Here is a 23771-nt window from a genome sequence, read left to right on the forward strand (position 1 = left end):
ATAAACCATAAACAACTCGTTAACAATGTGGAAGAAACACTTTTTGTAACTTTGAAGACTAAATATCGACTAAGTCAATATGAACGGACAGTATACAGGAGAGGTACCGTTGATTCAACTTGTTAGTTTCAATAAGTTGTTGGAACACTATGATGAACAGCTCAAGAGCAAGGATGAATTCCTTGCGGCAAGGGCAAAATATGTATTGGATGCTGTAGCGCCGTATCCTGAATTACGGGAGGGCTTTGATGATTTGTCCCTCATAGGGAAACATAACGATGTCATTAAAACCATCCTGGCAGATACTTTTTCCCCGGTTTTGACCCATAACGAGATAAAAGCCGCGTCCATCCCTTTTGCCAATTTGGTTTTTAACTCCTCCGAGCGGTTCAAAAAGATACTAAAGGAAGCCGGGGATGATTTTGAACTTGAAATACGAAACCTTCCCGACAACCTGCACTATATCATGCAGTGTACGGTTGTCCTTAGTTTTTACTATGGCTTCCAACTGGACTTCAAACGTCCTTTGTTTTATGATATCCCGGATGCCAAAGGCTTAATGCGCCATTATCGCATTCTGTACAATGCCGATTTCATGGAGATAACACCAACGGAGAACGCCAAGGATCTAAAACAGGAAGACTTTGAGGAACTGTTGGATAATTTTGATAATCTGGAACTTTGGAAAGAAAAGATTCCGCCCAATAGTTTTATTTCCAAAGGGTTTGTGATTTCAAATATGTTCGATGTGACTGCGGAACACTCCATATCCGAAATCAAATCCACACTGATAGGAAGCAACAAGCGTGGTGCCGAGAACTTCATGGATGGTTTTCAGGATACGTTTCGGTCACTGTTCAATTTAAAGAACATCAACGTAGGTTTTGCTGGATATGATCTTACCAGCAACCGGTTTTTAAAAATATATGGAAAAGGAATTGAAAGCTTTATCCTAAAGGGCAAGGAAATGGAATCCTGTGACGCAATGCTTTGCGGTAGCTCTTACAGCAAACTTTTGGATGAAAACGCCTTCTTTGCCATTCCCAATGTAGATAAGTACTACAAAAATTCCGGCGGTGAACAACCTTATAAGAACCTGTATGACCAGGGTATAAAAAGTGCCATCCTGGCACCCATAGCGGATGAGGGGAATCTTTTGGGGGTTTTGGAGTTGGTTTCCGATAAAGTAAACGAACTGAACAGTATCAATGCCAATAAATTGGCAGATGTAATGCCGTTCATCGTTTCTGCCGTCATTCGATCTATTGAAGAGGAGCAAAACCTTATCGATGCCATCATCCAACATGAATGTACAACGGTCCACTCCTCAGTATACTGGAAGTTCCAGGGGGAAGCCAAACGTTTTATGAATTATGAGCTGGTCGGTGAAGAACCCTTTTTCAACGAAATTGTTTTTAAAGAAGTTTATCCACTGTATGGACAAATAGACATCAAGGACTCTTCCAAGGAACGGAATTTGGCGATACAACGCGATTTAATGATCCAACTTTCCGAAATACAGACCATTTTGGAAATGGCCTATAAAAAGTTGAAACTTCCTATTTATGAAGAATTGACATTTAGGGTCAATAATCACTTGGAAGAGGTAAAAGATACCCTTTACACCCATAGTGAACAGGCCGTATTTGATTTTGTCCAGGAAGAGGTCAACCCTGCTTTCCACCATCTTAAAAGGGAAGATAAGGAGATCAAAGTGTTGATTGAAAACTATGAGGGACAAATAGACGCCACTACCGAATCGTACTATGACCATAGGCGTAACTACGACGAGAGCGTAATGGAAACAAATATGAAACTGGCGGCCTTATTGGATAAAAAACAACAAGATGCCCAAAGGATGTTTCCCCATTATTTTGAACGGTATAAAACGGACGGTGTAGAACACAATATGTATATAGGCACTTCCATTGCAAATGATAGGACCTTTGACGAGCTCTATTTAAACAATTTAAGGTTATGGCAATTGCAGACCATGGTTGAAATGGAGAACAAGCACTACTCTTTAAAGCCCAATTTGCCGGTACCATTGGATGTTACCTCCCTACTGTTGGTGTACAGCACGCCTTTGGCCATTCGTTTCCGTATGGACGAAAAGCGATTTGATGTGGATGGTACCTATAACGCCCGTTATGAAATCATTAAAAAGCGAATTGATAAGTCCATCATCAAAGGAACGAATCAACGCCTTACACAAAAAGGAAAACTGGCCATAGTGTATTCACAGAAAAAGGATGAGCGTGAGTATCTGCGTTATGTCCATTTCCTTAAAGCCAAGGGATACTTTACCAATTCCATTGAAATTGTAGAATTGGAAGGATTGCAAGGGGTTACCGGATTAAAGGCCATTAGGGCCGAAATCCTTTATAAGACCGATGCTACTTCCGAGAAGACCTACACCTATGATGACTTAATGGAAGAGTTAAAGCACTAAAGTCTTAGAACACCATACGCTCCGGGCCAAAGAAACGAAAGGCAATTCCAAAGGCAAGTACGGAAACAACAATTCCAAAGATAAAAATACTATAGGTCCACCTGAGGATTTTATATTTTCTGTTCAGTACCAATCCCAGAAAGTAAAGATCCTTGGTCAAGGAGCTATAGATATAGTCCTTATCCTTTACCAGCTCCTGAATGGCCCATTCATATTCATTAAGTTCCATTTTATGGAAGTTGCCAAAAAAGAGTAGGTTCACCCGTTTTTGTTCAACATCGGCCTTGGTAAATTTGCCACTGGTAACATTGGGCCTAGTGGCTAAAACCGCCAGTATCATTGAAATAACGCTAAAGACAATAAAAATAGTGGTCGGATAGATCAAATAGGTATTGGACGGGTTGTCCAGTTTGGGAATGAGATTGGAAAGGGCAACCGAAATGATAATCGCATTTACGGAAAGAAGGATATTGGCCTTGGTATCTGCAATATCACTTAAGGTGAGATGGTTTTTTAAGGTAACCCTAAACAAGGTCTGTATACCTCGATCGGGGCTTTCACTCTTATACTTTGCTTTTAAGGATTCTTTCTTGGCAATCTCTTTTTCGGTTTTCTTTTCCTTGACCAATTGTTTTAGGTTCTTTTCCTTTCCCGGCTCCCAGTGCTCTTGGGCATACTCGGTATGGAATTGATGCTCGCTGCGAAACATTTTAATGTTAATATCCCGCCACTGTTTGGGAGAATGGGTGGCAATTTCCAAAAGTTCCAGTTCTTCCTTAAGGTAATCCGTGGTCTCCCAATAACTCTTTTGTGCAAAATGAGAAGCATCGGCATCCCGAATGATTTCTTCGTGTAAATTGGTAGGACTATGGTACCGTTCGGTAGCCAGAATTAAAGACTGTACATGTTCCAATGCCTTTTTATCATACCCTTCCCCATTTAAAAAGTCCCCAGCCAATTCACTGCTTTTTTCCTCATGCTTATCCACTCCTTTGGTATATCCGGTGTCATGAAACCACGCGGCCAATACCAATTGCTCGGTTTCGGCGGGACCGAGGTCATAATGCTCCAATAGCTCCTTTGTACTTTTTACCACTCGTTGTGTGTGTTTAAGATTGTGGTATAAAAACCTGGAATCCAATTCCGTTTCCAAAAGTCTTGTGACAAAATCTTCAGCTTTTTGAACGATTTCCGACATAGTTGTATATTGAATAATCCAAAATACGAATTTTTGGAACGAAGCACGTGATATGAAACATCTTTACCTAACCCTCGCATTCATCCTTATTATTTCCGGTTGTGCCACTTATAAACCAAAATATGCGGACATCAAGGCGGAAAAGCTATCATTGGATCAAGACGATCCTATCCACACATTCTATTTAATAGGTGATGCCGGAAAGTCGCCCATGGGAAGCCTGAACCCTGCTTTAAAAGCTTTCCAATCCGAAGTTTCCTCGGCACCAAAAAACAGTACGGCCATTTTCCTGGGGGACAATATTTACCCTGCTGGGCTCCCAGATAAGCAAAATGGTGAAGCCTATGAAATCGCAAAAAACCATTTGGATGCCCAATTGAAGTCCGTCAACGATTTTAACGGGCAAACCATTTTTATTCCTGGCAATCACGATTGGTATGCCAAAGGGCTGAAAGGGTTAAAAAGGCAGGAAAAATATATTGAGGACAGGCTTAAAGGAAAAGATGTGTTCTTACCAGAAAATGGATGTCCTTTGGATAAAGTTGACATTGGCGACGACATCGTTTTAATCACCATAGATACCCAGTGGTATCTAGTGGATTGGGACAAACACCCTAATATCAATGACGGCTGTGAAATTAAGGATAGGGAAAAGTTCTTGGAAGAATTGGAGGGCCTTATTAAAAAAAATAGGGGCAAAACCACTATTTTGGCCATGCACCATCCCATGTTCACCTATGGGTCCCATGGTGGTCAATTTTCATTCAAACAGCATATTTTTCCAACCGAGGGAAGCTTCCCTTTACCTATTATAGGTACATTGGCGAACGTGCTGCGCAGAACTACAGGTGCTTCCAATACCGATTTGTCCAATAAGACATACAATGAGTTGAAAAAACGTATTGTTACACTTGCCCAATATTCGGAAAAGGTAATTTTTGTTTCTGGTCATGAACATACCCTTCAATATATCGTTGAAGAGAACACGCCTCAGATCGTAAGTGGTTCGGGTGCCAAAAAAGGAGCAACGCGGTTATTGAACGGCAGCCAATTTTCCACAGGTCAAATGGGATATGCCGTTTTAAAGGTGTATGCCGATGGGGCATCAACAGTTACGTTTAAGGGTGTTGAGGACGAGGTCAAGTCCACACTTTTTGAGGCCCAGGTACTTCCGCCAAATCAACAACCTGCCGAATTCAAGGGGGAAAGTAGTTTTCCCGCTTATGTGAAAGCCTCGATCTATACCGATGAGGAAGTGGATAAAACCGGATTTTATAAGATGGTCTGGGGGGAACGGTATCGAAAGTACTATGCTACAAAAGTGAAAGCCCCAACTGTGGATTTGGACACTTTGTACGGTGGACTGGTTCCCATACGAAAAGGGGGCGGGCATCAATCCAAGTCATTGCGGTTGCAGCATAAGGATGGAAGGCAATTTGTGATGCGGGCATTGCGAAAGAGTGCGGAACTCTATTTACAGGCACTGGCTTTTCAGGAAAAGTATGTTGTTGGGGAATTTGAAGATACGTTCACGGAATCCATACTCTTGGATTTTTACACGGGTTCCCACCCCTATGCCCCTTTTGCGGTCGGTACCTTGTCCGATGCGGTGGGCATTTTCCATACCAACCCAAAACTCTTTTATATCCCAAAACAAAAAGCCTTGAAAGGTTTTAATGTGGATTTTGGTGATGAATTGTATATGATTGAAGAGCACGTTTCGGAAGGGCATGATCTGGATAGTTTTGGAAAGACCGAAAAAATTGAAAGCACGGACGATTTCATAGGGAAATTGCGCAAGGATGAAGAATACCTAGTGGACGCCAATACCTATGTAAGGGCACGGCTTTTTGATATGCTCATTGGGGATTGGGACCGGCATGTGGACCAATGGCGCTGGGCACGTTTTAAAAAGGAAGATGGCACCAAAGTCTTTAAACCCATTCCCAGAGATCGCGATCAGGCGTTTTCCATAATGGGCGATGGCGCCTTAATGGCATTTGCTAGTAGGGCCGTCCCTTCCCTGAGATTATTTGAAGGATTTCAGGAGGAGATACGGAGTGTAAAGGGGTTCAATTCATCTCCAATGACCTTTGCCTTGGATATGGCCCTCTTGTCCGAAACAACCTTGGAAGACTGGATGGAACAGGCGAAATACATCCAACAACATATAGATGCCAAAACGGTGGACAAGGCTTTTCAGCAGTTTCCCGAAGAGGTCCGGGATGAGACCGTGGATAACATGAAGACCATACTATTAAAAAGGAAGGAAAGTCTGGTCAAGACCGCTGAGTCGTATTACGGAGTGCTCAATAAATACAGTGTCATTACGGGAACGGATAAGGATGACCACTTTGTCATCAATCCATTGGATAATGGAAGGGTGGATGTGAAAGCCTATCGGATCAAGGGTGGGAAAAAGACCGATCTTTTCTTTGATAAAGTATTTGATCCCGATCAAAACAAGGAGATTTGGGTTTATGGCTTGGATGATGACGATATTTTTGAAGTGAATGGGAACACGGGTCAAATAAAGGTACGGTTGATAGGGGGTCAGAATAATGATGTGTATAAAATCAATGAAAAGGCCAAAAATGTCCATGTCTATGATTTTAAAGCAAAAAAGAACAGCTATGAAGAAGCATTTGCCGGTAAGATCCACAAGATAAATGATTATGACACCAATACGTATCAGTTTATAAAAATCAAGTCCAGCAACAATCAATTCCTACCATCAATTGGTTTTAATCCAGACGATGGATTACGAGTGGGCGCCACCAACACCTATACGTTTAATGGATTTCGTCAAAATCCCTTTACCCAACAACACACCCTAAATGCTGCCTATTATTTTGCCACAAATGGGTTTGATTTTGGGTATCGTGGTGAGTTTGCCAATGTTTTTGAAAAGGTGAACCTGGAACTGGAGGCAAAATTCACCAGTCCAAATTTTGCCATTAACTTCTTTGGTTTTGGAAATGACACCCCAAACTTTGATGATGATGTGGATTTTGATTTCAATCGAGTGAAAATACGGCAACTTCATTTTTCACCTTCTTTGGTGTGGAGGGGATTTCTTGGATCCAAAGTTAAATTGGGCGTTTCCTATGAAAACTTTGATGTGGAAGAAACCGAAGGTCGGTTCATTGAAGGATTTTTTACCAATTTGGGAAGGGATACACAGCAAGAGTTTTTTGGGGTAAATGCGTCCTACAGCTATTCCAATTTTGACAATGAGGCTTTTCCGACCATGGGGATGGCGTTTTCCTTGGAAGGGGGGTATACCACTAATTTGAACGATGCCGATAGGACCTTTGGGTATGTCATACCTTCACTATCATTTGACTACAGACTGGTTCCCAGTGGACAATTGGTCCTGGCCACAAAATTTAAGGGCCATTTTAATATTGGTGATGATTTTGAGTTTTACCAAGCAGCAAGTATAGGTGCCAATAACGGATTACGCGGATTCCGATTCCAACGGTTTACCGGAAAAACAGCATACTTTCAAAATACGGATGTAAGGTGGAGCTTTCGCGAACGTAGAACCGGGCTTTTACCGGTCACCCCGGGAATTTATGGAGGGTTTGACTACGGAAGGGTGTGGATTCCCAATGAGGACTCCGATACTTGGCACAATTCCTATGGGGGAGGTTTTTTTGTCAATGGAGCGGATATTCTATCCTTTAATGCGGGCCTGTTCAATAGTTCGGATGGTCTACGTTTTGCTTTTGGCCTCGGTTTTGGGTTTTAATCCTTTTTGATTTGGTATCGATATAGGTTTCTTCCCCTGGTTTTTGACTGCTCATCAGCAATCAGGAGTGTAGTATCGTTCCAAAAACATATGGATTCTATTTGTGTTTCGTAGTTGAGGTCAATTGTTTTCTTTTTGAATTTGGAAAAATCGTTTAGGTCAAATTCCGTGAGCAAATAAATAAAGCCATATCCTATAAAAGCAATGGTTTTTCCATCTTTGGAAATATCCGCAGCTGTAATGGAACAATGGTCCTGGTCTTTGCAAAGAATTAATTCTCCCAGGAACTCGGCCTCATATTCCCCTTTCTTATCCGGAACTCTATAGGCCAATGTTTTTCCGGAATACGGTCTTGATCTGTTTTTGGTAAAAACATACAGGTATCCGTTCCAATGGAAAAAGCCTTCAGAATCAAACAATAAGTTTTTCTTCTTGGGCGGAAATTTTGTTTGTTGCGGATAGGAAAACTTGATTTTCTCGGCTTTCGGTGTTTTCTTACGTAACTCTGTTTTTGGAATTTTATAGATGACCAAATCTTTTCTTGTATTGGAGTTGTTTCCAAAATCGCCAATATAGACCGTTCCATCGTTTGCAATGCTCAAGTCCTCCCAATCTTCGTTCTTTGCATTATCAATACGCAATCCCTTTACAAGGCGTGCATTTTTATCAATTTGGTATAACTTGTCCTTATTGCCGTTGTCCTCGATTACCCAGAGGTTGCCATTATTGTCCCTATCAATACCCGATACTTCGCTTAGGTTGGAAGGAAAACGTCCCAGAAATTCCAAATTCCCATACCAGGGAGGTTGGGCACATCCCTGGATAACCATAACCATCAGAAAAAAAAGACTGAATCTATTCATTGCCCTCCTTTATAGGCATATAAATCTCCGCTTTCCAATGCAAGTCATCGCTGCCCATGGGTTTATTAAAGAATACTTCGACAGGTTTTCCATCCACTTCGATCTTGTTTTTTTTTGCATAGTCCATCAATGCATACCAGGCGCGATCCGAAGTGATATAATTTCCATTGTATTCCGCTTTTAACGCCCGCTTTTTAAAAATCCGTTTGTACTTGATATCGGTGCCAATGGGCAGGCGTTCGGAACGGATAATGGGCTGTCCAAAGTTATAGTGCAAACTGTCATTCTCCATGTCCCATTTTGTCACTTCAATCATTGGTGGGCCATCCAGTTGTACACCATTTATGTACAGTTCTCCGGTGAGATATGAAAAATTCTTCATCATGCCATTGGCTTTTTTGGACTGTTCAACCTTTAAGGGAACATAGGCAATATATTTACTGGGAACATCCTCCTCCCCAATAATGGTTATCTTAAATTTTTTGGTGTGCTCATCCAGACTTTTCATAAAGTCCAAAACGGTTTTCTTGCTTCTTTTCTCAAAATCGGTTTCTTTAAAAGGAACTTGGATTTTGTTCATTAGGCTATGCTCCTTATCCTTAATGTCCACAAAAACTTTGGAAGTGGAATCCGTTAGAGGTTCAATCCGCCATTCATATTGATGGATGGAATCCCCAAACCTTACTTTTTGTGTTAGGTGATAAAGGTCCTCTACTTGTTTTATTTTATGAAGGGTATCCAGTGTTTGGTCCCAGACTTTTAGATATTGATTGATGGCACCGGGAAACGTTTTGGCTTCAAAGCGAATGGTATAATCCGAAGGTTTTAAAAACAAGTACCAACACAATGCCGCTACCAACAAAAACAAGAGCACGGAAGTCACTTTTCTCATAAGAATTTATTTTGTCACAATTTGATCCGTGGTGTCCATTTTAAGTTTTTCAACCACAAAAGCACCCAGATCCCTTCCCTGTTTTACACCTATTTCCACTGCGGCTCGATAATGGATGCCACCATACATTCTACTGATGGCCGCCTCATCCGCTGCTTCCCTAAAAGAAGTAAAGGAACGAACGGGAAGACCGTATTGTACTTCGGTATCGTCATCAAAAGCAAAGGCATCCCCATAAATACTGGTAAGGGCGACCGCTGCAGCACCGGAAACCACACTATGACCGCTGGTATACTCGGGAAAGGGAGGGGTCTGCAGAACGGGCTCCCAATTTTCATCTATATGCGTATTGATCAATGTTTCTGGACGAATTAGACTGCTCCTATACTTTTCGTCCCAACAACTGATAAAGGCATCGGCTATGGCTATGGAAGTTTTGGTATAGGTATAAACGGCCTTGGCCACATCTGCCTCGGTTTTTCTGGCCGCGATCTTGGCAATACCTATCCAGTGGGCCCCGGGGGTAATCTTCTTGGTGGCAAACATTAAATGCCCCCGTGTTACGGAAACATAGGGATTGCAATCCCAAAACTGGGCAATGGCCACTTCTTCCGAGGTATCGCCCTTTGCGGTAATCTCATTACTGATATCATAAACTTCCTTTACCTCTTTATAGAAATCCGAATCTTCCTCCATGGAAAAAGGAGGGGGAGGGGTAGGTTTAAACTGGTTTGCAGAATCAATGACAAAAGGACGTATTTTGTTCCAGTGTGGCTCAATGCCATCCATATAGGAAGGCGGGGTCGGCTGCCAACGTGAAGCGTCCTCCGTATTTACGGAAAACTTGGGCATGGTCCGGGTCTGTTTGTAATTGTCCTTGTCCATCCATTTGGCGATGTGATCCGAAACTTGAAGTCCATAAGTCTTGGAGGTTATAAATTCTTCCCTGTTCCTTTCTTCCCAAACGCCATATAGGCTGTCCCTATAGGAAGTAATCATATCCTCGGAAAAAATGAGCATTCGGCTCAAATCCATATGGGCAATAAGTGCGGCCAATTCAAAGTTGACATTTTTCGAATCGGGTTTTGGAATGGGCTGTAGCCCTTCCAATTGGCCGGCTAGAGGACTGTACCCAGGATGGTTGTTGGCCAGAATTTCGTAGGCGCCAATATTTGGATAGACATAGATGCGACTGGCTACGGGAGGGGAAAAAATATCATGGACCATTACCTCGGTCACCTTATCCACGGATGCGTGAAAATCTTCTTGGGTTATTGGTATTGGTTTTTGCTCCTTAGTACAAGAGAAAAGCATAAAAACCGAAAAAAATAAACTTGCTATCCTTTTCATTTGTTCCATTTTTATTTTGAATTGATTTTGTAAACCTCTGCCGCTCCGTTATTGAATACTGCCAATAAATAATCTTGCCGATTTACCGTTAAGGTTTCCATATGCCTTATGGATTTTTGGGTGAAATCCAATCCCAGAAGATTTCCCAAAACTATTTCATTTTCATTTTGTATCAATGCTCCAGGGAAAGAATCAAACCTTCCGTGGTAGGGTTTGACCCCAAAATAGTTTCCTCCGACAAGAACCTCTTCTTGACCGTCACCGTCAAAATCTCCAGAAACAAAATCCAAAAGTGGTGCAACCTGCATGACATTTGGAAAGGGAACAAACTCAAAAGCCCCCTTATTGTTCTTTAAGTATCCGGAAGCCAAGGTGGTCACTTCATGAATTTTGGCAGATTGAAGCTGTTTGGGATCAAACAACTCCTCAATGGATTTTCCAGCAAAAGATTGATAGGAATTAAATTTTTTACGAAGACTGACCATTTGTGAAGCCAGTCCGTCCAGACCTTCCAGGGTGTAATACTTTCCATCTTTTTCAAAAGCAGTGATGGTTTCGGTTTGTCCGTTTCCATCAAAGTCTGAAAAATACAGTCGAAGCGGATGCTTTTTGGAAGCCTTGAATTTACTGTTAAGTCCCCAGTTGCCCAAAAGATAGTCCCTATCCCCGTCACCGTCGATATCAAAGGGATGGATACTTTGCCAAAGCCCTGAATTGGTAAGGACATTGGTTTCAACAAACGTTCCATTCTTATTTTGAAAAAACCTTGGGGACATCCATTCGCCAACAATGATCAAGTCGGTATTCCCATCCTGGTCAAAGTCATCCCAAATCGCATCAGTGACCATTCCGGAGAATTGAAACCCTTTATTGATTTCAAATGTTCCCTGGGTATTGGTGAGCACGTAAGAGTTTACTTCCTCTCCAAACTTTGCCGTGATGGTATGTCCGCCAACAAAAACATCCAAATCCCCATCTTGATCATAATCGAAAGGTTCAATAACCGATGTGTTTTGAAATATTTTTGGGAAATCCTTAGCTTGAAAGCCGTCTTCTTTGGACAGGTAGTACCTATCTTGTAACGGTTGTGCCTCATTGTAGAAGTCTCCGCCTCCATTTCCAACAATGATATCGTTTGCACCATCAGCATTGAAATCGGCAATGGCAACAGCAATATTTTCCGTGACCGAGTCCTTTTGTATCCGTGGAAGTTCCATCTTCACAAAGGAGCTATCCAACTGTTTGTAAAAAGTACCGGGAAAGAATTTTGAACCACCAAAAAACAAGTCTGCCTTTCCATCGGAATTCAAATCACCCATTGCAAAAGCAGGCCCCCTATCCGAAATTCGATAAGGAATCAGTTTCTCGCGGTTGAAATCCAGATAATTGTCCTCTTTGTGGGTAAAATTGATTCCCAAACGAGATGTATCCTTAGTGAACATGGGGTTGGATTTGGTGATTGGTCCCTTGGTACCAAAGGGTTTAGTGTCCCGTGGTGATACCATTAAGGTTTGGTTGGCCCTAACTTTTGGTATGGTTTGATGGCTTCTGTCCGGCCAAACGATTTTAAGGGAATCCAAGACATTGATTTCCCCCAAGCCAAAATGGACCAAAGGTTCTGACGAGGCTTGAAAACCCCTGGAAAGAAACAACTCCTTTAATTGTAGTGAACCATTGTAATAGGCGTATATTTTTGAGCCGATCCCGTATCGGTTCTTGGAGTTATAGTCCAAACGTACCTTTAAGTAATTGGCTTTGTCGTTTGTTTTATTTTCATAGATGAGTGCAGGACTATTAAGGTTGTTGACCACCAAATCCAAATCCCCGTCATTGTCCAGATCGCCATAAGCGGTTGCCCCGGAAACCAAAGTATCATTGGAAATCCAATGTGCCGATTTGTCATCAAAAGATAGTTTGCCATCTCCTTTGAAGATAAAATTCCTTGTAGTTCCTGATGGCATGAGCTCCAAAGCCTCTTGGTCCATCAGGTTGGTATTGTTGATTTTTTGTTGGATCTGTTCATTGGAAACGAACTTGATAAAATCCAAATTATTGGGTCGTTTTGGAATGCCATTGGCCACAAATAAGTCTTGATGTCCATCTTGGTCATAATCCCCAAAAAGGGCGCTCCAACTCCAATCTGTTGCCGCCACGCCGCTCATTAGGGCAGTTTCCATATAGTTACCGTCCGGTTGGTTTACATAAAGCATATTTCGAGTGAACTGATAATGGTACCCAAAATCATCAATCCGCAATTTCTGTACTTGAAGGTTTTCGTCCCCTTCAGAGGATTTTAAGACCACTTCTTCTTCTGGGAGCATATCCAAGGAAATCAAATCGGGTAGGCCATCATGGTTAATGTCCGCAACGTCATTACCCATTGAAAAACGGGAGGTATGACCAAAATAGCGACGAAGGCTCTCCGTAAAGGTTCCGTCACCATTGTTCAAGTAATAGTAATCGTCCTCATGAAAATCGTTTCCTACATAAATATCGGGATATCCATCCATATTAAAATCGGATATGGCAACTCCCAGGCCATAACCGTTTACTCCTCCATAAATGCCGGCTTCTTCACTAACATCAACGAATTTACCATTGTCATTTTTGAGCAATCTGTCGCCAGTCTCATAGTTACGCCGGTACCGTAAATCTGCCTTTCCATAGGATTCCGAAGTGTGTACGGCATGATTTAAGAGGTACATGTCCAAATCTCCATCCAGATCATAGTCCAGAAAAGCGGCTGAGGAACTGTAAGATTCAAAATCCAGTCCGTATAGTCCGGCTTGTTCGGAAAAAGTAAGATTCCCGTTGTTTATAAAAAGTTCATTGTATCCTACAAAACCGTTGGTGCCCACTACGGCACAAACATAAATATCCAGGAGCCCGTCCCCGTTAACATCGGCCATGACACTTCCGGTGTTCCAGGAACTCTGTCCCCCAACACCTGCTTGTTCTGTGATATCCTCAAAATTAAGGCCGCCTTTGTTCAGATAAAGCTTGTTCTTTACTTGGTTCCCGGAAAGGTAAATATCGGGAAGTCCGTCATTATTGATATCCCCAATTGCGACCCCACCGCCATTATAGAAATATAGGTAATCCAAAATATTGAGCTCGTCATTTTCAGTGATGCTATTGGCAAAATCAATTCCGGTTTCCCGCGGGGAAGGATTATGGAACAAGTCCCCACTTTTTTTGCATCCTGCGAGAACCAAAATTACCGCATAAACAAAACAGTTTTTCATGGCAAGGCGTAGATTTTTGGTTTTCCATCATTGATGGCGGCTATTAAGAATCGATTATTGTCCTTGTCCCTTACCATTTTTAGATGCTTTACCTCATCCCGAATAAAAAAACCAGTTTCACCATAGTTTTGCCATTCAAAATTTAAATCACCATCCCCCAAGAGGACATTACCGTAGTTTGCGTCCAACCTGGAGAATTGCGGTTTGTACTCAAAATTGTTTCCCGCCATTATTAAATCAAGATTGCCATCGTTATTGATATCAGTACAATTGATGTCACAAACACAGGAAAACTGTACCCTAGGGGGTAATTTTTTAATTTGGAACTGTCCGTTTCCCTGGTTAATGGCAAATACGGAAGCAGAAATCATACTTTGTTTTACAATGGATTGATTGATGATTTCTGGCGGGAAGAGCTCTTGAATGGTCCGCTGCGCATAGTCCGAAGCTTTTAGGTTCTCCTTTTTTAAGGATACCACCTGTGCCGTAACCTCTTTCTTTTGATGGATTGGATAGTCACCCCCTTTTTCACTAATGGTGACCAATTGTTCTATAGTGCCATTATTGTCAAAATCATTGATCCAAAGCTTCATGGGCTGACCAGCTGCTGGCCTATAATGCAGGTTTTCACCCTGATTGCCCAAAATAAGGTCCAAGTCCCCATCACCGTCCAAATCAGCTGCCTCTACCGTGTTCCACCAACCGTAGAGACTATCAAGGGAGGTTTCAATACGTTGTATCCTTCTCCCCGAATTTTTATGGATTTTGGGGACATCCCATTCAGAGACCGTAATCAAATCACTTTTTCCGTCCCCATCCATGTCTGCCCAAATAGCATCGGTGACCATTCCTTCATCCTTAAGGTCATACCCCCTTCGTTCCGTGGCATCAATAAAAGTTCCGTCCCTATTTTCCAAAAGAAGGTGATTGGGGTCTACCCCATAAACGCCAACGACACTTCTGGAACCTATAAAGACATCGGTGTCCCCATCCCCATCATAGTCATGGGGGGTTATAGTGGCAATGTTCTTATACGTGGTGGGAAGATTTTGCGCAGAAGCCTTAAAACTTCCCTTTCCATCATTTAGATAGAGACGTGCCCTATAGGAATTTTCCTGACCTACTTCATTGCCCCCGCTTCCGACCATTAGGTCCAAATCCCCATCACCATCGGCATCCAAAAATGCGGCAGCGGTGTCCTCAAAAGAGCGATCTTCATCAAAGACCTGAGAAGGTTTTGATTGGAACCTTCCGTTGCCCCTGTGTAAATACAATGTTCCCGCACTTCCTTTTGCGCCGCCAATGAAAACGTCCTCATTCCCATCCCCATTTACATCAGCAATGGCCATGGCAGGACCCTCTTGGGACAGTTTTTTATAGATAAGCCCTTCATAGTCAAAATCGTTATAATTGTTTTCCCTGTGGGAGGTCCATGTACCATTATCCAGCTCCTGTATCAGGAATTTTTTTGATGAATTTGTTCTAGGTGAATATGTATTATGGGCATCCTTTTGGTTCAATTCCATTCGCTGGTTTACGGTCACCTCCTTTAATAGGGTGGTTGCATTGTTGGGCCAAATAACGCGGATGGAATCCAATTTTTTTACTTTGCCCAAGCCCAATGTCATTATGTAATCCATTGAAGATTGAAAACCTCGGGAAGGGATCAACTCCTGAAGCACTGTATTGTTTTCAAAATAAAACTTAACCAACGCACCAACGGCAAAGGGGTTTTTTTCATCTCCATTAAGTTTAAGTTGCAGGTAATTGTGCGTAAGTTGTTCATTGCTATTATTTCTATAAATAAAGGAATTGGTGTTTACGTTGTTGATGACCAGGTCCAAATCACCATCATTGTCCAAATCTCCATATGCGGCTCCATTGGAACGCGTGGGGAGGTCAAATCCCCAACTTTTGTTGGCATTGTCAAAGGTAATGTCACCATTATTTCGGAAGGCATAATTGGGCTGTGGCTTAATGGGCATTTTGTTAATGATGGAATCAATGGACTCCTTTTTACCGGTCAACGCCATTTTTTGAATGATTTCGTTGGCAAAAAAATCAACAAAATCCAGATCTGTTAGGTCATGGTTAATACCATTGGTAATAAAAATATCTTTTAGCCCATCATTGTCCATATCAAAGATAAGACCTGACCAACTCCAGTCCGTTGCATCAATACCACTATAATAGGCAACTTCGGAAAATGTGCCATTGCCGTTGTTGAGCTGTAATGTGTTTTGGATGTACTGCTGGTAAAAGTCTTTGCTCCGTTTTAGGTTGTAGATATTGTATCCCTCAAATTCCATTACCGATTTTACACGTTGCTCGGGTTCTGGCAGCATGTCGGTAATAAAAATGTCATTGTGGCCGTCATTATTGATATCGGCAATATCAATACCCATGGCCGATAGGCTCAGGTGCTGGGTGTATTCTTTGATTTCTTCGGTAAAAGTGCCGTCTTTCTGGTTGATGTACAGATAGTCGCGCTCATAAAAGTCATTGGAAACGTAAATGTCCGGCCAAAGATCGTTGTTGATATCGGTAACCAATACACCCAGTCCAAAACCGATAAGACTTCCATAAATACCCGCATCTTCACTGACATCCACAAATTTGCCATTGTCATTGCGAAGTAGCATATCGCCAACACCCTTGAATATGTGTGGTACGCCTTCCCAGTCCTGGGCGCGAACCTCACGTTGTTCCGCATAACCCAGACTACTTACGGGAATGTTGCTATTATTTAAAATATAGGCATCCAGGTCCCCATCCTTATCATAGTCAAAAAAAGTGGCATGGGTAGAAAATCCTGTTTTGGCTAGGTTAAAGTCGTGCGCTTTTTCCGTGAAAGTGAGATCTCCGTTATTTATATAAAGATCATTGTCATGATTGTTACCTTTTAAGTTTCCAGCATTGCTAACATAGATATCCAATAGGCCATCGGCGTTTATATCTACCATAGTTACCCCTGTTGACCACGGTTTGTTGCCCTCAACCCCGGCTTTTTTGGAGATATCCTCAAATTTAAAATTGCCTTTGTTCAAATAAAGTTTATTGGATACCATATTTCCCGTTAAGTAGATGTCTGGAAGACCATCGTTATTGATATCTCCAATGGCTACCCCACCACCGTTGTAAAAATTTCGGTACTTGAAAATGTTGAAATCTTTTTGGTTTTCAACCTCATTCACAAAATCGACTCCGGTTTCCTCCGCTGAAAGTAATGTAAACAGGGTGTTTTGTTGTGCTATGTCAATAGCAGGACTTTCTTTATCCTGACATGAATAAATTGTGAAAACAATAATGAGCAACGTTACAAAGGAAAACTTCATTTTTATACTTAAAAATTGATTGTATTTATAGCATTGGAATTCAAAAAAGGGGAAGTCTTATACGCTCCTCAAATTTCACTTGTATTAGTGAATTTGGATAATTGTAATGCTAAATATAAAACCTCAAAGATATTGTATAACACACTTTTGTGGATTTAGTAAGACTTTAGATTTTAGAAGTTTTTTTTGCTTTTCCAATTTGATATTTGTCCGTAACCATCTTCAACTCTTCCAATCAGGGGAAAAGGCGGTAAGGGCTATGTATTTCTTAAACCATCATTTTAGAATACGAATTATCGACCGGCAATATAAGTAAACTTCCTTAGTGGAATTGATAATGAAAAACTAATGTGGCTTACCAAATATATCTACTAAGGGATATTTTGACACGAGCGGATAGCGTCACATGGTCCAAAGTACGAAAAACAGTGTGCGTATTGTTAACAATTTATTGGTCAGTTGATAAGACAAGCGTTATCACCTGGATTAGGAATGGGGACGGGGAAAATGGCAAAAGAAAAAACCCGCTCATTGAGCGGGTTTTTAATCTTGTTGAAACAAAGTTTCCTTTTAATATCCAGGGTTTTGGACCAAATTTGGGTTGGCCAAAACATCCGCCACTGGAATTGGAAATATAAAGCGGGTTTCGTCACTGGCTTCTTTAAGGTTCCATGCTCTCGAAAATTGACCAAACCGAATCAAATCTTGTCTTCTTACCTGTTCTTGATACAATTCCCGGCCCCTTTCGGCCAATAAGTCGGCTTCTCCAACGGCACCCAATACTGATGCACCCCGAGTGGTTCTTAACTCATTGATCATTACGGTTGGGTCACCACCCATTCTCCACATGGCTTCCGCTTTCATTAAAAACGCATCTGCATATCGGTACCTCACAATGTGCCTTCTTCTATCTGGACTTTCAATCTCAGTTGGCTCATTGGGATGGTATTTGAACATCCGTATTCCTGAGGTTTCCAATAGTGCATTATCCTGTGGAGCGACATACTCAGCTTGCTCGGTTTCCCTTGTAAACACCAGCGGCACGCCACCGACATTCTCCCTGGCATTTAGAGGTGTCCCATCCTGCTCATATTGTTGATTGATCAAGAAGCCTAAGCCAATACCTAGGTTTTCTTCGTTTGCAGTACTTGGGTCGTGTACCACACCTCTTCGCTCTTCTTGTCCATCACCAGGATAATTGGTTTCGGCAGGCCCTTCAAATAAATCATAAAATTCGGCAAGTGTGGTAAATCCATTCCAGCCTCCATTGTCATTAAACCCAGGGAAGTTTTGATTGTAATGTAGGGTAAGCCAAGTTCGTGGTCCAGCATCGGCTGGAGACCACCAGATGGTCTCTGTGTCATTTGTTGGACGGAAAATTTCAAAAAACTCTCCGGATGGAGCCAACGTATAACCATCTGCCGTGATTGCATCAACATTATCGATGACCACTTGCATATCCGCAGCGGCTGGTGCGGTCCCAAGGTATACATGCTTGTTTAAATGAACCTTGGCCATTAAATGGCGGGCTGCTGCCTTTGTGGGTGTCGATTTGTCGCCAATGACATCGCCTGCCGTTTTCGTTGGTAAATCGGCAATAGCTATATTTAAATCGGCCACAATACTATCTAGGGCTACTTGGCCGGTCAAAACCTCAGGGAGGGCACTGTTGGGTAGATTTAAATCCCTGTAAGGAACTTGCCGCCACATGTCCAAAATCCAATGCATGGCCCATGCCCTATAAAATCTGGCTTGGGCTTTGAGCTCGGTAACATCACCCTCCGAAGTATTGACACTTTTAGGACTAATAACCCTACTGGCATTAAAGCTAACTGCATTCAGTTGCTGCCATGGCTGAATAATGTCAAAAAGCTCTGGAGCCCAAGTATGTCTGTGAATGGATAGCCACCGACCGTTGTCCCCCCAGTCCGTTCCCCGCGTGGGAACGATATATTCATCCGTGGTTACTTCGTTCAAGGCGAATAAACTCTCTTGGTTGGCAAGTGCCCCACCAGCAACGCTATTGGTAAGGTTCGCCACCTCACTTTGTATATCTGCTACTCCAGCAAATCCGTCCGTTATCAACGAATCTGAAGCCTCGATCTCTAAATCCGTACATGAAAACACCCCAGAGACCAAGAGTGCCATGCCTAAATAATTTGTTATTTTCTTCATAATACAATTTTTTTAAAAGGTAACATTTACACCCAGACTAACGGTTCTTGGTCTGGGATACGCTAAATAATCTATGGATGCGGAAGGAATACCCCCCGTAACCGCAGGAACATCAGAGGTACTTACCTCTGGATCAGGTCCACTGTAATCCGTAATCAATAGTAAATTTTGACCTGTAAGGCTTAATCTCATGCTCTTAAGGGCTCCATCGCCACTTAAAGGTACATTATAACCTATTGAAGCAGTTTGTAACCTTACAAAGTCACCCTTTTCCAAAAAGAAAGTACTTGGATTTTGACTGGAAGGAACAGCCCCACCGTCCACAACACTTTGCAGATTGTTCCTACTACCGATTTGAGTAGTGGCAAAAAGCGCATTGGCGGTATTGTTGTAGACATAAAAACCAAACTGTCCTGAGAAGAAAAGGGAAGCATCCCAGTTCTTGTAAGACGCATTGGTTGAGAAACCGGCATTTACTGTAGGTAGGCCTGATTCTTCTTGGATGCTGGGATCGGTTTCTACATTCAGGTCGGCATCCACGTTTCGTAAATTATAGGTAAAGAGCGACCTTCCATTGGTCAGAACCTGCACAAAAGCATTGGATAAGCCTTGACCGAAAACTTGTCCAGCTTCTATTGTGGGACCGTCATAATCGGTAAACTCATTATCGTTATACGCAATGTTGAAATTGGCATTCCAGTAGAAATCTTCCCCGTTAACAATGTCATAGTCCAATCCAACTTCAATCCCTTGGTTGATAATGGTGCCGTCTACATTTTGAAATGAAAAAGGTTCGTTTGCAGGCTGTACGGCGGGAAGGTTCAATAGGATATCACGGGTTTCCCTCCTATAAAGGTCAATGGAACCGTTAAAACGATCGTTGGCAAATCCAAAATCGATACCCAAGGCATACTGCGTCGTCTCTTCCCATTTCAAATCAGGATTTTCAAAGGCAACAGAACGGGTGGCCGGCGTTGTAATTTGTGAATTTTCCGTAATATCCAGGGTTGGGGCATTAAATCTTCCCCATCTGGTCCTATTGGCAAAATTTCCAAAACCAATACCGTCTTGATTACCGGTAATACCCCAACTCAAACGTAATTTAAGGGTTGAAAAAGTATCTTCATTCACAAAGTCCTCTTCATTAAGTTTCCAGGCAAAAGCTGCCGAAGGGAAATATCCATACTGATTGTTGCCCCCAAATCTTGAGGATCCATCCGCCCTGATGGTAGCTGTAAACAGGTATTTGTCATAGAGCGTGTAATTGACCCTACCAAAAAAGGACTGCAATTCATCGGTAAAATCAAATGTGTCTACAGTAAGCACATCTGCAGGAATGTTGGGTACATCCTGTGTGGTAATGTTTGGAGCTGGAAATAAATTCAATATCCTGAATTGATCACCGATATCCTCCGTATCATCTTCGAAAGTACCGATACCATAGGCCTGATATCCGCTTGCCAAATTTCTCGTAGCCTCAAAAGCCCTTTGGTTTAATGAGGCAATTTCATTCAAATCGGAAGATCCGAAGCCTTGACCTAGAATGTTTTGGCCCTGTCTGTTGAAGTCCTGAAAGGAATATCCTACTAAAGCATCCAGGCTGGAATTCTCAAATTCCTTGGTATAATTCACCGTCAATTCAACCAATCGGTTTTCCGTTTCTAGATTATTTAAAGCAGCACGCCCATTGTTGGGCGCACCATTTTCCAGGCCTAAAATTTGAGGTCCAACTACTTGACTACGCTCAGAATCCGAGGCGTCGTACCCCAGATTGAGCTTTGCGGACAACTCATCCGTAAAGCTATACTCCAAAGAAAGGTTCCCTAAAAACCTGTTGGTATTTGCAAGATCCTGATAGTAGGCCAAAAGGTTCGCTGGATTTCTATCGGGTGCAACACTGATATCAGGATTTGCCGGTAAGGTTGGGTTGGAGTACAAAGCAGCGGCCAACAAGTCTCCCGTACTTCCTGAAGTCCTACTGACAAATGGCGCCCGGTCATTGATTCTGGAAATTGTGGCCTGTAACCCCACTCGTAGCTTGTCATCCAAGAAACGGTGATTCGCATTAATCCGACCGGTAAGCCGTTCCAAATCGGTATCTTCTATGATACCGAACTGTTTGGCATACCCAAAAGTGGCACGCACATTACCTTTACCATAATTTAAGGCATAGGAAAGATTGTTGTCGGTGGAAGCTGTTGTCCTGTAGATAAAATCCTGCCAGTCCGTGGCACCTCCTAAGTTTGCCCCACCTCTATCAATAAACTCTTCCGTGTTCAAAAGATCATAGGTCTCTCGGACCTCAGCTATATTAAGGTTAGAGGTGTAACTCCACTGACCATTTGCACCGGCTCCCTTACCGGATTTTGTGGTGATAATGACGACCCCATTGGCTCCCCTGGAACCATATATCGCAGTTGCGGAGGCATCCTTTAAGATACTCATGCTCTCAATATCATTGGGGTTCAAGAAATTCAAAGGGTTTCTGGACCCACTTGTACCTGTTCCAAGATCAGAACCCGAAGCAGATACCTCTTCATTGGTAACCGGTACACCGTCAATCACAAATAATGGACTGTTATTGGCCCGTACCGAACCCGTACCCCTAATCCTAAGGGCGATTCCTGCACCGGGTTCACCACTACTTTGTGTAATCTGGACCCCTGCGGTTTTACCTTGGATCAGCTGTTCGGGTGATGAAATAACACCTCCATTAAAATCTTCGGCAGTTACAGATGCTACGGCACCAGTGGCATCTTTAACCGTAGTTTGGCCATAACCAATGATGACTACCTCATCAAGTGCTTGCGCATCTTCCTGTAAGGTTACGGAGATTGTTGTTTGACCGTTAACTGCCACTTCTTGTGTGGCATAGCCAATGTAACTGAATACCAAAGTGGCGTTGCTGTCCACACCATCCAGGGTATAATTACCATCAAAATCGGTTTGGGTACCATTTGTGGTACCTTTCACAACAACACTAGCCCCTGGCAAGGGGCCACTTGCGTCTGAAACCGTACCCGTTACCGTCTGTGCCTGGACTGCTCCAAAGCACACAAAGGCGCCCAAAAGCAGCAGGCTTTTAAGTAGCGTAATCTTCATAAATAATTTGTTTTAAGTTTAGTTAATTTAAATTCAAGAGTTAAACATATGTAAAAAATGTGTTAAATTGACTTTAACCAAAGGATGCAAAAAAGACGAAAACGGTTTCGTGTTGATAACTTTGCAATTGTTGGGGTATTTCAATTCAACACACTCTAAACTATGTAATTCGCAATTCAAACTAGCGAAAAATATGAACTTTAACAAAAATCTGGACAAATTAAATGCTTTTGCCTCCCAAATGGATATGGTATAATGGGGAGATTCGCAATCCTTATTCGTAAGGATTTACGCTAAATTTTTAACACTAATGGAATATCACTATTTTCAAAAATTTAAGAATTGAGGTATATGTTGAAGCAAAAAATAACCCTAAAACATATTGCAAAGGAATTGGATGTTTCCATCTCCACAGTATCAAAGGCATTGAAAAATAGTGAGGAGATCAGTAGGGATACCAAGGAAAAGATCCAGGCCTTTGCCAAGCTTTACAATTACAAACCCAATAATATTGCCATTAGTTTAAAAAACAAGAGAACCAAAAACATTGGGGTCATCATTCCAGATATTGTCCATCACTTTTTTACCACGGTCATTAGGGGTATTGAGAATTATGCCAATGCCAAGGGGTACAATGTGATCGTCTGCCTCTCCGACGAGTCCTTTGATAAAGAAGTCATCAATATGGAAATGTTGGCCAATGGAAGTATTGATGGGTTTATAATGTCACTTTCGGCAGGAACCGAGAAAAAAAAGGACTTTAACCATTTAAAGGAAGTCACCGAGCAAGGTATTCCCATGGTGCTCTTTGACCGGGTTACCAGTGAAATCAATTGTGATAAAGTCTTGATAGACGATATTCAAGGGGCTTATGTAGCGACCAAAAAACTATTGGACGAAGGACGTCGCAAAATTGCATTGCTTACTACGGAAGACTTTTTTAGTGTGAGTATGAACAGGAATAAAGGCTATAGGAAAGCACTAAAGGATTTTGGTTTGGAAGTCAACCCGGATTTGGTTTTAAAGTTGCCCTTTATGGATATTGATGAGGCAAAAATTGAGGAATTTCTAAATCAAATTGAACCGGATGCCATCTTAAGTGTTAATGAGATTTTTGGCATCTATGGTATGCGGGTAGTCCAACGAAAAGGGCTGAACGTTCCCAAGGACATCTCCATAATCGGTTTTACCGATGGGTTGTTGGCAAAACATGCCAATCCGAGCATTACTTCTGTTGCCCAACACGGGGAACTGATGGGCGAGACAGCAGCGAAAATGCTGATTGAAAAGGTTGAGAGTGAAAGCGAAGAAGAAACCTATAGGACAGAAATCCTGCAACCGACACTCATTGAACGCGAATCCACATTAAATCAAGTATAAGCGGACAGCAATATGGGTCATTGCG

At 42.2% G+C, this 23771-nt stretch carries 11 protein-coding genes; 3 read left to right on the plus strand and 8 right to left on the minus strand.

The window, feature by feature from the left end:
* Window positions 1-79: 79 nt before the first annotated feature.
* The gene (locus tag L0P88_RS12710) at window positions 80-2452 is read left to right on the plus strand and encodes a GAF domain-containing protein (protein WP_247130299.1); all 2373 of its coding nucleotides are present in this window, start codon (window positions 80-82) and stop codon (window positions 2450-2452) included.
* 4 nt (window positions 2453-2456) lie between these two features.
* On the opposite strand, the gene L0P88_RS12715 is transcribed toward L0P88_RS12710, so the two are convergent.
* On the minus strand, window positions 2457-3650 hold the full coding sequence (locus L0P88_RS12715) for a Pycsar system effector family protein (protein ID WP_247130300.1): 1194 nt from the start codon (window positions 3648-3650) through the stop codon (window positions 2457-2459).
* Between the two features lie 52 nt (window positions 3651-3702).
* Here L0P88_RS12715 and L0P88_RS12720 point away from each other — a divergent pair, with 52 nt between their 5' ends.
* On the plus strand, window positions 3703-7404 hold the full coding sequence (locus L0P88_RS12720; RefSeq protein WP_247130301.1) for a metallophosphoesterase: 3702 nt from the start codon (window positions 3703-3705) through the stop codon (window positions 7402-7404).
* Here L0P88_RS12720 and L0P88_RS12725 read toward each other — a convergent pair.
* From L0P88_RS12725 to L0P88_RS12755, 7 genes are all read right to left on the minus strand, one after another.
* Window positions 7401-8267, minus strand: coding sequence for a hypothetical protein (locus L0P88_RS12725; protein WP_247130302.1), 867 nt, complete (start codon window positions 8265-8267; stop codon window positions 7401-7403). The two genes, L0P88_RS12720 and L0P88_RS12725, sit on opposite strands and share 4 nt — an antisense overlap.
* Window positions 8260-9159, minus strand: a complete 900-nt coding sequence (locus L0P88_RS12730) for a GyrI-like domain-containing protein (protein WP_247130303.1) — start codon at window positions 9157-9159, stop codon at window positions 8260-8262. The genes L0P88_RS12725 and L0P88_RS12730 overlap by 8 nt, the downstream gene beginning before the upstream one ends.
* 6 nt (window positions 9160-9165) lie before the next feature.
* Window positions 9166-10509, minus strand: coding sequence for a vanadium-dependent haloperoxidase (locus L0P88_RS12735; RefSeq protein WP_247130304.1), 1344 nt, complete (start codon window positions 10507-10509; stop codon window positions 9166-9168).
* Window positions 10510-10520: 11 nt separating this feature from the next.
* Window positions 10521-13754 (minus strand): VCBS repeat-containing protein, encoded by a 3234-nt coding sequence (locus tag L0P88_RS12740; RefSeq protein ID WP_247130305.1) that lies wholly within the window; start codon window positions 13752-13754, stop codon window positions 10521-10523.
* Window positions 13751-17089 (minus strand): VCBS repeat-containing protein, encoded by a 3339-nt coding sequence (locus L0P88_RS12745; protein ID WP_247130306.1) that lies wholly within the window; start codon window positions 17087-17089, stop codon window positions 13751-13753. Before L0P88_RS12745 ends, L0P88_RS12740 begins: the two co-directional genes overlap by 4 nt.
* Window positions 17090-17659: 570 nt before the next feature.
* Window positions 17660-19264, minus strand: a complete 1605-nt coding sequence (locus L0P88_RS12750) for a RagB/SusD family nutrient uptake outer membrane protein (protein WP_247130307.1) — start codon at window positions 19262-19264, stop codon at window positions 17660-17662.
* Window positions 19265-19276: 12 nt separating this feature from the next.
* On the minus strand, window positions 19277-22366 hold the full coding sequence (locus L0P88_RS12755) for a SusC/RagA family TonB-linked outer membrane protein (protein ID WP_247130308.1): 3090 nt from the start codon (window positions 22364-22366) through the stop codon (window positions 19277-19279).
* Between the two features lie 354 nt (window positions 22367-22720).
* Here L0P88_RS12755 and L0P88_RS12760 point away from each other — a divergent pair, with 354 nt between their 5' ends.
* Window positions 22721-23746 carry a LacI family DNA-binding transcriptional regulator gene (locus L0P88_RS12760; protein ID WP_247134872.1) on the plus strand — a complete coding sequence of 342 codons (1026 nt, stop codon included), beginning with the start codon at window positions 22721-22723 and terminating at the stop codon, window positions 23744-23746.
* Window positions 23747-23771 lie beyond the last annotated feature (25 nt).

Source organism: Muricauda sp. SCSIO 64092 (assembly GCF_023016285.1).
GTDB lineage: Bacteria > Bacteroidota > Bacteroidia > Flavobacteriales > Flavobacteriaceae > Croceivirga.

Bases quoted from the DNA above. Each gene is read 5' to 3' on its own strand.
- L0P88_RS12710 (WP_247130299.1), top strand. From the start codon at position 80: ATGAACGGACAGTATACAGGAGAGGTACCGTTGATTCAACTTGTTAGT.
- L0P88_RS12715 (WP_247130300.1), bottom strand. From the start codon at position 3,650: ATGTCGGAAATCGTTCAAAAAGCTGAAGATTTTGTCACAAGACTTTTG.
- L0P88_RS12720 (WP_247130301.1), top strand. From the start codon at position 3,703: ATGAAACATCTTTACCTAACCCTCGCATTCATCCTTATTATTTCCGGT.
- L0P88_RS12725 (WP_247130302.1), bottom strand. From the start codon at position 8,267: ATGAATAGATTCAGTCTTTTTTTTCTGATGGTTATGGTTATCCAGGGA.
- L0P88_RS12730 (WP_247130303.1), bottom strand. From the start codon at position 9,159: ATGAGAAAAGTGACTTCCGTGCTCTTGTTTTTGTTGGTAGCGGCATTG.
- L0P88_RS12735 (WP_247130304.1), bottom strand. From the start codon at position 10,509: ATGAAAAGGATAGCAAGTTTATTTTTTTCGGTTTTTATGCTTTTCTCT.
- L0P88_RS12740 (WP_247130305.1), bottom strand. From the start codon at position 13,754: ATGAAAAACTGTTTTGTTTATGCGGTAATTTTGGTTCTCGCAGGATGC.
- L0P88_RS12745 (WP_247130306.1), bottom strand. From the start codon at position 17,089: ATGAAGTTTTCCTTTGTAACGTTGCTCATTATTGTTTTCACAATTTAT.
- L0P88_RS12750 (WP_247130307.1), bottom strand. From the start codon at position 19,264: ATGAAGAAAATAACAAATTATTTAGGCATGGCACTCTTGGTCTCTGGG.
- L0P88_RS12755 (WP_247130308.1), bottom strand. From the start codon at position 22,366: ATGAAGATTACGCTACTTAAAAGCCTGCTGCTTTTGGGCGCCTTTGTG.